Here is a 12084-nt window from a genome sequence, read left to right as displayed (position 1 = left end):
CAGTCCTTGGTATTGGATAACCTATGGACTGCTCCCTGGTGAACGTGCCTGATATGAATATTCGGTGCCGGCTTAAAGTCTACTCGGTAAGTCTGGCTTCAAGCTCAGCCTTTTCCTTCTCGTAGCCTGGTTTGCCCAGCAATGCGAACATATTTTTCTTGTAAGCTTCCACACCCGGTTGGTCAAAAGGATTAACGCCCAGCAGGTATCCGCTGATGCCGCAGGCTTTTTCAAAGAAATAAACCAGATATCCAAAAGTATACGGTGTTTGGTCAGGGATCGTAACAATCAGGTTAGGTACCTGTCCGTCAGTATGCGCCAGCATCGTTCCCTGGAAAGCCTTTTTGTTTACGAAATCCATCGTTTTGCCGGTCAGGAAGTTCAGACCATCCAAATCATCAGGATCACTCTCAATCGTTACGTGCTGCTCTACCTGCTCCACTTGAATAACCGTTTCGAAAATGTTGCGGTTACCCTCCTGAATGAACTGGCCCATGGAGTGCAGATCTGTGGAGAAATCCACCGAGGATGGATAAATCCCTTTGAAATCCTTGCCTTCACTTTCGCCAAACAGCTGTTTCCACCATTCAGATACAAAGTGCAGCGATGGCTCATAGTTCACGAGAATTTCGGTTGTTTTGCCTTTGCGGTACAATGCATTACGAACTGCGGCATACTGGTAGCTCTGGTTCACTGCTACATCAGGGTTGCTGAATTCATCAGCTGCCGCTGCTGCGCCAAGCATCATTTCTTCAATGTTAATCCCGGCAACGGCAATCGGCAACAGGCCAACCGGGGTAAGCACGGAATAACGTCCGCCTACATCGTCAGGAATGATAAAGGACTCATAACCTTCTTCAGTAGCCAGCTTCTTCAGCGCGCCTTTCTCTTTATCGGTCGTAGCATAAATACGTTTGCGTGCTTCTTCCTTGCCGTATTTCTTCTCCAGCTCTGCGCGGAAGATGCGGAAAGCAATCGCCGGCTCGGTAGTTGTACCGGATTTGGAGATGACGTTGACGGAGAAATCCTTACCTTCAACGAGGTCAAGCAGATGCGTAATATAAGTGGAGCTGATGTTATTGCCGGCGAAATACACCTCAGGTGTCTTGCGCTTGTCTTTAGCAAGATTGTTATAGAAGGAATGGGATAAGGCTTCAATGGCAGCGCGTGCTCCCAGATAAGAACCGCCGATGCCGATAACAATCAAAACCTCGGAATCATTCTGAATCTTCGTGGCCGCCTGCTGGATGCGGGCAAATTCAGCCTTGTCATAAGCAGTGGGAAGGTCGATCCAGCCCAGATAATCAGAGCCGGCACCACTCTTGTTATGTAACTGCTCATGAGCCAGTTTCACCGGAGCGGCAAGGTTGTCAATTTCACTTTGGCTGAAGAAGGAAAGGGCTTTGCTGTAGTCAAAATTAATCTTTTTGGACACGGTAATGGAAACCTCCTGTTTGTCTCTTTAGATTTGACACCGTTTGTTACAACTTTATAATAGGATACTTTAATTTGACTTGACTGGCAAGGTCTTAGGGCACATCATGGGCGACAGAAGCAAGTTTTCGGCAGTTACATGGAAACGTTTGCTGTCAGGCTGACCATAGGTTGTGTTGTGGAACAAGCCGCCGGGTCCGTGATAGAATGAACAAAGTATGAAATACACTCAAAATAATGCTAAAGGTGGGCTAACAATGAAACGGATCGGATTTATAGGACTTGGGACAATGGGTGCGCCAATGGCCTCCAACCTGCTGCGGGGTGGCTTCGAGGTGACCGTATACAACCGCACGGCCTCCAAAAACCAACCGTTTGAAGAGCAAGGTGCAAAAACTGCTTCCACCCCCAAGCTGGCTGCCGAAGGCAAGGACGTTATTATTACCATGATCAGCAATGATGATTCGATCCGGGAAGTGTACTACGGAGATCAGGGCATTCTTGCAGAGCTGCAGCCAGGGACTGTAATTATTGATTGTAGTACAATTTCCCCCGGACTGGTTAAAGAGGTTGCGGCCGCTGTTCAGGAACGCGGCGGACATTTCCTCGACGCGCCGGTCACTGGCAGCAAGCCGGGAGCGGTCGAAGGCACGCTGGTATTTATGGTTGGCGGCCGCGCCGATGTTATCGAAGACAACCGCGATATTTTCGACACTCTGGGCAAGAAGCTGCTGCATATGGGCGACAACGGCAGCGGCGCTGCAGCCAAGCTGGCCCATAATGCCATGGTGGGCATTCATAACGTCGCCCTTGCCGAAGGCTTCGCCATCGCAGTTAAATCGGGCGTGCCAGCAGATAAATTCCTGGAGCTGGTGCAGGCCGGTTCGGCAGGCAGCAAGCAGGCGGAACTGAAAGGCCGCAAAATCATTGAAAATGATTTCAGCAACCAGTTCTCACTCGCACTGATGTTGAAGGATCTGAAGCTTGCTTCAGCGCTAAGTGATGCCGCCGGAGTACCTTCGCCGCTGCTCGGTCTGGCCAAAAGCATCTTTCAGTCCGGTTATGCCCAGGGCTATGGTGAAGAGGATCTGTCTGCGGTAGTCAAAACTTATGAAGCGCTAATCGGTCAGAAGATAGGCGACCAGCAGAACAAAGCCTAAAAATGTATGGGTTATATGAGCTCATAACTGTTAAAGCCCGATTTCCTGATTGTAAAATGTGTATAGGTTGAAAACGGGTTACTAGTTAGGCTCCAGCTAGGATGTAGAGTGTTGCCCTGGAACCTTCGGAGTAATTAGATGCATTTATGCAATTAAATCGGTGAACACTACACTTTCTCCAGAAACCTCCGCCGCTTCACTCTGTTCACACTTGTAGTCGAGCACTGATTTTTAGATTGAGCCGTAATATGAATAGCTTATCTGGCAGAATGTACTGTTTGTTCTGCCAGAGTTATTCTTCAGCTGTTGCCACACTTCTCACCCGCTCCAGCCAATCCCTCGTCAGTCCATTGAACAGCTCCACCTGCTCCAGATGCAGATTATGACCCGCCTCATCCAATACAGCAAATACCGATTTCGGATAGAGATCCACAAGCTTACAGGCATCCTTATACCCTACCATGGAATCCTGTCTCCCATTAAGAATGAGTCCCGGCTGATTAAACAGCGGAATATCATCAATCTCTTCGCTGAAAGAATAGCCGCCCGAAGCTCGGATGCCCTTCATAAATGTCTCGTCAGCAAGCGCCAGACCTACCATAACCTCCTGCTTGTAACGCTCCCACACCTCTCTGGTCTGTTTAACAGAGATGGAGCAGAACTCTTGTCTATCCTCAGCACCCAGCTCTGCCAGAAACACCTCATCGCAGGTGACCACTTGATGCTCTGGCAGCTCTCTTTGTGAGGGTTCAGCGATAATGCATGGACAGAGCAGAAAGATCCCGTTCATCAAATCACCGTAATCCTTGACGAGGCCGCGCGCCAGGTATCCCCCATATGATTGCCCGACAACAGCGAAACGTTTGCCTGGAATTAAGGCCTGCACCATCCGCTTCACGGCCTCCAGCATATCATCTGAGGATTTGATCCATTCCGCTGCAGGAGTCTGCCCAAAACCTGGAAGGTCGACATAAATTCTGCGGAACCGCTCCTGCTCTGCGAATACCGGCTCCAGACAGGCCATCATCATCCGGTGATCCGGACCATTACCATGCAGAATCAATATCGGAGTACCTTCGCCTCTTTCTTCATAATTAAAGGTGATGTCTGAATTGCTGTAGATCATCCAATTCGCCTCCGACGGGAATATATGTTCCTATATAGATTACCAAATTAATGAATTCAGCACAAGCGAACAGACCAAAAAAGTCCTGCGAATTCGCAGGACTTTTTTGGTGTTTAGGAAATAAAATTTACACTTCGCCTTTAGGCTCTTGCGCATTCCGCAGGAACAGCCCGCCCTTGACCTAGGCTCTTGCGCATTCCGCAGGAACAGCTCGCCCTTGACCTTAGGCTCTTGCGCATTCCGCAGGAACAGCTCGCCCTTGACCTAGGCTCTTGCGCATTCCGCAGGAACAGCTCGCCCTTGACCTAGGCTCTTGCGCATTCCGCAGGAACAGCTCGCTTTTGACCTTCCCCCGGCCGTGTATCCCGTCAGGGATCGCAGGCCAACCCAGCGACGTCCAAGCGGTCCCGCAGGGATAAGCGCTCTTCGCACCCACCCTCCTAATCACAGTACCGCCAGACTCATTCGCCAAGCTTGCGGGAGTCCAGAGGGCGCAGCCCTTTGGGGCCCTCCCTTGGAAGGGAGGGTTTGGGTGGGATCGAAGAGTTTGGTTTGGGTGGGATCGAGGTTTGGTTTGGGTGGGATCGATTCTTTAACCAACCACCGGGTAAGAACAGCAATAATCAGTTAGCTCGAACACTTCAAGCGCAAACTTGGAGTTGCCGGGTACATGGAATGTTTCTTTACCGTTAATCTCCTGCCACACCTCTGTGCCGGGAAGCAGCACTTTGAGATGGCCGGACAGAATTTCCATCGTCTCCGGACCTTCCGTTCCAAATTCATATACTCCAGGGAGCATAATCCCGAGGGTAACCTTCGTGCCGTCTTCCAGTACAAGTGTACGGCTGGTCACTTGTCCCCCGTGATAAATATTAGCTGCTTTCAGAACTGTCGCATTTGTGAACTGATCCATTAGTGTTCTCCCCTTTGTCTCGTACTTCCGTCTATTATAGCAGTGCTTTCACACGGCTCACAACATTCTCTACGGTGAAGCCATATTCTTTGATTACAGTATCTCCCGGTGCGGAAGCGCCGAAGGTAGTAATGCCCAGAATATCGCCCTGATCGCCGGTGTAACGTTCCCAACCAAAGGTCTGAGCCATTTCAATAGCAAGGCGGGCTTTGACTTCCGGCAGAATCACGGAATCACGGTAAGCTTTATCCTGCTTCTCGAACAGATCCCAGCTTGGCAGGCTGATTACGCGAACATCAACGCCTTCTTCTGCCAGAGCGGCTTGTGCCTTCACAGCCAGCTGTACTTCAGAACCAGTAGCAATCAGCTGAGCCTGCGGTTTGCCGTTCTTCGCTTCAGATACAACATAACCACCGCGTTTGATGTTCTCGCGCGAACCTTCGACGGTGCCTGCAAGGATCGGCAGATTCTGGCGGGTAAGCACCAGAGCTACCGGGTTGGCTTTGTTCTCCAGCGCATAAGCCCAGGCAGCGGATGTTTCATTGCCATCAGCCGGACGAATCACAGTCAGGCCCGGGATGATCCGCAGGGAAGCCAGCTGCTCGATAGGCTCATGGGTAGGACCGTCTTCACCTACAGCAATACTGTCATGAGTGAGCACATAGGTTACTGGCAGCTTCATGATCGATGCCAGACGAACCGCCGGACGCAGATAATCGGTGAACACGAAGAATGTGCCGCCGAACACTTTCAGGCCGCTGTGCAGTGCAATCCCGTTCATCGCTGCCGCCATGCCGAATTCACGAACGCCGAAATAAATATTACGGCCGTCATAAGATTCCGAAGTATATACCGGCAGTCCCTTCAGATGAGTCATGGTGGAGCTTTCCAGGTCGGCAGAGCCGCCTACCAGCTGTGGAATGCCTGCAGCCAGACCATTAAGCGCATTGCCTGAGGCTACACGCGTGGACACGGCTTTGTCTTCTGTAGTGTAGACAGGAAGCTGAGCATCCCAGCCTTCAGGAAGGTCGCCGTTAATCGCTGTTTCCAGTTGCGCAGCCAGCTCCGGATAAGCTTTTTTGTAAGCGGCGAACTGCTCGTCCCAAGTTTTGTTGGCGGCAATTCCCTGCTCTTTCACTTCTTCAAAACGGGCGCGGACCTCGTCAGGCACATGGAAGTTCTCTTCATATACCCATTTGTAGAAGTCTTTGGTCAGCTTGGCTTCATCGGCACCCAGCGGGGATCCGTGTGTACCACCGTGTCCACCCTTGCCTTGTTTATTTGGACTGCCGTAGCCGATTACTGTCTTCACTTCGATCAGTGTCGGTTTGCCGCTATCAGCTTGTGCTTCTCCGATCGCTTTGCCCAGTGCTGGAAGATCATTGCCGTCCTCCACACGCAGCACCTGCCAGCCGTAAGCTTCGAAACGTTTCGCAACATTCTCGGAGAACGAAAGGTTCAGCTTGCCGTCCAGTGAAATATCATTGGAATCGTACATAACAATCAGCTTGCCCAGTTTCAGATGCCCTGCCAGGGAAGCGGATTCGGAAGAGATACCTTCCATCAGGTCTCCATCGCCGCAAATGGCAAATGTATAATGATCAATTACATTATGTTCTTCTTTATTGTAAGTGGCAGCCAGCTGAGCTTCAGCCATTGCCATGCCGACAGCCATCCCGATCCCCTGACCCAGCGGGCCTGTAGTAGCATCGACGCCTGCTGTATGTCCGAACTCCGGATGACCTGGTGTAAGGCTTCCCCATTGGCGGAATTGCTTCAATTCCTCCATAGGCAGATCATAGCCGCTAAGGTGCAGCAGGCTGTAGAGCAGCATGGAGCCATGGCCTGCGGAGAGCACGAAACGGTCACGGTTAACCCATGTAGGGTGCAGCGGGTTGTGTTTCATTGTTTTGGCAAACAGCTGATATCCCATAGGAGCGGAGCCCATCGGCATTCCCGGGTGTCCTGAATTCGCTTTCTCAATAGCGTCAATAGCCAAGGTACGGATTGTTGTGATTGCGAGGTTGTCCACTGTGGAATTCTCATCCTTATGGATCGCTTGCTGTTGTTCATTCATTAATAGAATCCTCCTCATAAATCTCAAGAATGTCATTTTGACTCTTATTGTATCATTAGTGCAGAAGCATTTCCAATTGTTTTTAGAAACCCCGCTTTCGGACAGCTTAGGTTGTGCAACTTTACCGGATGAATATACGTAGAAACAGCAACAGCTGTGAGACCAGAAACTACTTAGGCTAAAGTCTAGGTTTCAATGCGACTAAAGTTTGTTTTACAAAGCTGGATTATACAGTAAGATGGAGGTACCAAAGACACATGAGGACAACGAATCGTCTCATACCTTTATAAGAAAGGACTGCGAATGAACATGACTTCTAACAAGGATATTTATATTGTGCTCACTGGAACAGGCACTGCTTTCAGCGGAATGATCAGATGGTTTACCAAAGCCGAGCTGAATCATGCATCGATTGCTTTTGACAGTGAACTTTGTGAAGTATACAGCTTCGGCAGAAAAAAAGCCCATAATCCGTTTATCGCCGGGTTCATCCGGGAAGATTTCAATGACCCCTTCTACAGTAATGCAGATTGTTCCATTTATCAGCTGCGGGTATCCAGCGAGCAATATGATACAATGCATAACCACGTTATGGGCATGATGCAGAATCAGGAACGTTACAAATATCATCTGCTTGGGCTGATCGGCGTGCTGCTGAACATCAAAATCAACCGTGAGGACGCTTATTTTTGTTCCCATTTTGTAGCTTCCGTATTTGAAGAAATTGAAGTCCACCATGTGAACAAGCCGGCCTGCTTCGTAACACCGGAGGACTTTGCCCTATCTCTAAACGCCAATAAAATCTACAGCGGCAAGCTTACCTACTATGTACGCAAAACGCAGGGTCGCAAGCTCCGTCCAGCCCTCATACATACGAATACCCCCTCTATTGCACCGCCAGCTTCGGTTGCCTCACGAATGATGAGAGTAATGAAAGAACGGGCCAAGGGAATTGTCTGAGGACACCTCCCTGGCCCGCTACCCGTTCCCTACTTATAATAATGAGGTTACTTATAAATCAGTCCGCCGCCATCTTTGAACTCCGCCGCTTTCTCCCTCATTCCATCGGCAATCGCCAACTCCTCCGGGTCTTGCCCGGTTCCCTCAACCTCCTGCTGCCGCGCCGTATCCCGAATCCCATGCGAAATGCGCATGCTGCAGAACTTGGGTCCGCACATGGAACAGAAGTGCGCCGTCTTGGCTCCTTCCGCCGGGAGCGTCTCATCGTGATATTCCAATGCCCGCTCCGGATCGAGCGCCAGATGGAATTGATCCCGCCAGCGAAACTCGAAACGGGCCTTGGACAACGCGTTATCGCGATCCTGTGCGCCTTGATGCCCTTTGGACAGGTCGGCAGCGTGGGCGGCTATTTTGTAGGTAATGACACCTTCGCGCACATCCTCCCGATTCGGCAAACCCAGATGCTCCTTCGGCGTAACATAACACAGCATCGCCGTTCCGAAGGAAGCGATCATGGCTGCCCCGATGGCTGAGGTGATGTGATCATAACCAGGTGCAATATCAGTAGTCAGAGGACCCAATGTATAAAAAGGGGCGCCATGGCACAGTTCCAGCTGCTTATCCATGTTCTCCTTGATCAGATGCATCGGTACATGCCCCGGGCCTTCCACCATCACCTGCACATCATGCTTCCAAGCCAGCGCCGTCAGCTCCCCCAGAGTCTCCAGCTCAGCAAACTGCGCCTCGTCATTGGCATCGGCAATCGAACCCGGCCGCAGGCCATCACCCAGGGAGAAAGCCACATCATATCTTTTCATAATCTCGCAGATATCCTCGAAATGGGTATACAGAAAGTTCTCCTGATGATGTGCAAGGCACCATGCCGCCATAATCGAACCCCCCCGGGACACAATTCCTGTCATTCGTTCCGCCGTTAACGGGATATAGCGAAGCAGCACTCCGGCATGAATGGTAAAATAGTCCACCCCTTGCTCTGCCTGTTCAATAAGCGTGTCACGGTAAATCTCCCACGTCAGGTTCTCCGCTTTTCCGTTTACTTTCTCAAGCGCCTGATAAATCGGCACCGTACCAATAGGCACGGGGGAATTGCGGATAATCCATTCCCGGGTGGTATGAATATGATTGCCGGTGGAAAGATCCATAATATTATCCGCGCCCCACCGAGTTGCCCATCTCATCTTCTCAACCTCCTCCTCAATCGAGGAGGAGACGGCCGAATTGCCGATATTAGCGTTAATCTTCACCAGGAAATTGCGCCCGATAATCATCGGCTCGCTTTCGGGATGATTAATATTCGCCGGAATAATCGCACGTCCGCTGGCTACCTCAGCCCTGACGAATTCCGGTGTTACGTTCTCGCGAATCGCAATATATTCCATCTCTGCTGTAATGATGCCTTGACGTGCGTAATGCAGCTGGCTGACATTACGTCCTTCCCTTGCTTTTAACGGTTGGCGTCCAGTACATGGAAATACTTCTACCGGTGACTTGCTGGCAGCGATACCGCCGTTATCCTCCGGTCTGATCACTCTTCCCTCATAGGCTTCTGCATCGCCGCGATCCATAATCCAGCACAAGCGGTGTGGCGATAAGCCTTGACGGATATCGCTATAAGCCTCGCTATCAGTATAAGCACCGCTTGTATCGTAGACTCGAAGCGGCGCATTGTCTTCTTCTCCGGCCATTCCTGTGGTTCTGCTCAGACTGATTTCACGCATCGGAACCCGAATATCCGGCCGCGAGCCCTCCACATAGACCTTCTGGCTTCCCGGAAAAGCAGACAGATTCACATTACCCTCATTTGTTGTACTTGGCATTCTATTTCCTCCTAATGGAATGGTTATAAATAAGAATGCGCAGCAAAAAGCCGCTCCACAATGGAGCGGCTTGATTAAAGAACAGCAAATAATAGCTATGCTCAAAAAAGTCCGACTCCACTTTCCTACGCTGGTATAATCCAGATCAGGTTCAAGGGTCCGGAAATGCACTTTTCCCGTCTCAGCCTATTCAGGCTCCCCTAGTGGGTATCTTATTTATTTAGTTATAAGCTACATGCATTGGGTTCTTTTGTCAAACAAATATAATCAGCGGGCAAGTTTGAAGTACACATGATAACGTTCATCTTGAATTAGATACAGGGGAACAAACTCGACAACATCCAGAATAAACGTCAAAGGGTTGTCCTTTTGTTGAATGACTTGTTCCAGAAGTTCTTGTTCACTGTAGCTCCAGGAGAGATAATCCTGTTCCCCGCTTATTGCCGCCAGGACATACGGTCCATAAGCGAGACTTTTAAGGGTGTGGTCATCGGAGACGCCAACCAATCTCAAAGAGCAGGGCAGCATCAGCTCGATTTCATCCTTTTTCCATACTTTACGCAGCTTTAAATATCCGTGTTCATACTCCAGATCGCGGCAAGGCTCTCCGTTAATCTTTACTTGAACGGGCCCTGATACCCAATCGGGAATTCTGAACATAAGGGTCGTCTCGGGACCGCCCTCGATATAAAAGTGGACCGTCTCCAAGCCGTCCCGGTCCCGGTTCTGCACCAGGCTGAGTCCCTGCTCGCTCCAATCCAGTCGAGAGGGAATATACAAGTTCACATACAGTCTGTCTTCATCATGAAAATAGATGGCTTCCTGGTATTTAAAATGATTTTCCAGACCGGTTCCATGACAGCAGGTATTTTCATGCGTATCGAATTTCTTGATAGATCCGGGCGCCAGTGGCATAAAGTAGGTGCTGCCACCCTCCGCTTTTCGGCTATTCTCTGAGGCAAGAATATGGTTATAAAGCGCCTTCTCATAATAGTCCATATACGTTTTGCGCGGATTAAACTGAAAAAGCTCCTTGGTCAACTTCAACATATTATAGCTCGCACAGGTTTCCGCCGTTTTATCGGTGAGAAAGCCGGCAATGGCGTCCGGCTCTCTGAACATTTCCGTCTCTCCGGTGCCTCCGATGGAATAACTATGACTTTGTGTCACCATCGTCCAGAAGTTCTCTGCGATATTGAAATAAGCCTTGTCCCCCGCAACCTCAAACAGCTTCAAGGCTCCAATCACCTGTGGAATGTGCTGGTTGGCATGCATATTTCCCAGAGTGTCTATATTCTCCTTCATCGGAAGGAACAGCTTCTCATTGTCAAAATATTTCGCTGTCATCAAATAATGTTCATTGCCGGTGATCGCATATAACTTAGCCAATACCTCATTCATACCCCCAAATTCCCCGGCAATATAAAGTGACCACATTTTATGCAACTGCTCTCTTGGAAGCCGGCTTAGTCGGTTGTGGAGCCAATGGCCCAGTTTATCGCATATATCCAAAGCTTCGCTCTGGTCCGCCAATTCGTAACAATCCAGCAGACCGGCCATAATCTTGTGTAGCGTATAGTAAGGAGCCCATATATCCGGATAAGTGGTGTACTGCTCCAGCAGATTAAACTGTTCTTCCGAATACGCGCTCAGGAAACCCTGGCCATAGCCCGCCTGTTCAGACAGGGCTGTCTGACATTTGCCCAATTCTGTAACCATGTATTGAATTTTGCCCAGCAGCACGGAATCTCCCGTGGCATTATAAGCAAGAGCCAGTGAAGAAAGATAATGTCCAGTGGTATGTCCCTTCAGATTGCATTCCGGAGCGTCCCATCCCGTCATTGGCTGTGCCCCTTTAGTATCCCCGGTGGCCGCCGCTCTGAAATTATACAGCATCTGGTCATCATCCATCGACCGCACAAACTGCAGAAAACGGTGCATAGCCGCTCCAAATTCACTTTTACTTTCCAAGCTTACCTTTTGACCCTGAAATTCCTGTAGCCGCTTGACGTGATCGCCTGTTTCCTGAGCCTTATCCACCACTTGAATGGTGACTAAAGCCTTCAAGGGACTTCCTTCTACTGTACCGTGGATCGAAAAAAATCCAGGTTGCCGATAAGCCTCCTCTTTCACCGGGTCCCAGGAAACCGGGCTTACCGTATAACTTCCGGTATCATTTTTTACAATGACGACGGTTGGCAGTTCCGGCTGTTCCCCAACGTTCGTGCGCACGGTCAGCGGATTAACTGCAACAATCTTTGCTTTATATTCTTCCTGGAGAACCGTTGCTTCAAATGTCTTGCGGGTTTCTTCTCCTTCATACGTTAACGTCGCGACAAGGACAACTTTCCGATTGCCTACCCCAAAGGTAGGTCTGGTAACCTTGCCTGTATGACTTATAAATAGAGTCTCTTTCGATTCCCATTGAATGGAAGAGCCATACTTCCCCTTCAGTGGAAGCTTCAAATCGGCTTCTACTGTATTTAAGTTTCCCAGATAAATCGCATTACTGTCCAGTTCCGTTTTTTCTTTCGCGCTTGCCAATCTGACGGCGTTTTGCCCCAGTTCCATCTCCA

The 12084-nt window shown here is 49.8% G+C and carries 8 protein-coding genes and 1 riboswitch; of the genes, 2 read left to right on the top strand and 6 right to left on the bottom strand.

Going from position 1 to position 12084, the window contains the following annotated elements:
- Positions 1-79: 79 nt before the first annotated feature.
- Positions 80-1435: a glucose-6-phosphate isomerase gene (locus tag B9T62_RS01220; RefSeq protein ID WP_087913603.1), complete on the bottom strand. Its 1356-nt coding sequence runs from the start codon at positions 1433-1435 to the stop codon at positions 80-82.
- Between the two features lie 217 nt (positions 1436-1652).
- On the opposite strand from B9T62_RS01220, the gene B9T62_RS01215 reads away from it, so the two are divergent.
- Entirely contained in the window at positions 1653-2594 is a 942-nt protein-coding gene (locus tag B9T62_RS01215) for an NAD(P)-dependent oxidoreductase (RefSeq protein ID WP_342746153.1), read from the top strand.
- Between the two features lie 292 nt (positions 2595-2886).
- On the opposite strand, the gene B9T62_RS01210 is transcribed toward B9T62_RS01215, so the two are convergent.
- From B9T62_RS01210 to tkt, 3 genes are all read right to left on the bottom strand, one after another.
- Positions 2887-3720, bottom strand: a complete 834-nt coding sequence (locus B9T62_RS01210) for an alpha/beta fold hydrolase (protein WP_087913601.1) — start codon at positions 3718-3720, stop codon at positions 2887-2889.
- 592 nt (positions 3721-4312) lie between these two features.
- A complete protein-coding gene (ppnP, locus tag B9T62_RS01205; protein ID WP_087913600.1) occupies positions 4313-4633 on the bottom strand; it encodes a pyrimidine/purine nucleoside phosphorylase in 321 nt (106 codons plus the stop codon).
- 34 nt (positions 4634-4667) lie between these two features.
- Positions 4668-6710, bottom strand: a complete 2043-nt coding sequence (tkt, locus tag B9T62_RS01200) for a transketolase (protein ID WP_087913599.1) — start codon at positions 6708-6710, stop codon at positions 4668-4670.
- Positions 6711-7013: 303 nt separating this feature from the next.
- Between tkt and B9T62_RS01195 the strand changes: the two genes are divergently transcribed.
- On the top strand, positions 7014-7670 hold the full coding sequence (locus B9T62_RS01195; RefSeq protein WP_211296394.1) for a hypothetical protein: 657 nt from the start codon (positions 7014-7016) through the stop codon (positions 7668-7670).
- A gap of 47 nt (positions 7671-7717) precedes the next feature.
- Here B9T62_RS01195 and thiC read toward each other — a convergent pair whose 3' ends face one another.
- A complete protein-coding gene (thiC, locus tag B9T62_RS01190) occupies positions 7718-9508 on the bottom strand; it encodes a phosphomethylpyrimidine synthase ThiC (protein ID WP_087913598.1) in 1791 nt (596 codons plus the stop codon).
- A 105-nt stretch (positions 9509-9613) separates the two neighbouring features.
- A riboswitch (TPP riboswitch) is annotated at positions 9614-9720 on the bottom strand.
- 55 nt (positions 9721-9775) lie between these two features.
- Positions 9776-12079: a beta-L-arabinofuranosidase domain-containing protein gene (locus tag B9T62_RS01185; RefSeq protein ID WP_087913597.1), complete on the bottom strand. Its 2304-nt coding sequence runs from the start codon at positions 12077-12079 to the stop codon at positions 9776-9778.
- Between the last annotated feature and the right edge of the window lie 5 nt (positions 12080-12084).

The sequence above is a fragment of the Paenibacillus donghaensis genome (assembly GCF_002192415.1).
GTDB classification, from domain to species: Bacteria; Bacillota; Bacilli; order Paenibacillales; family Paenibacillaceae; genus Paenibacillus_AQ; species Paenibacillus_AQ donghaensis.
The sequence above is the reverse complement of the archived record's forward strand: the minus strand, read 5'-3'. Positions and strand labels throughout refer to the sequence as shown.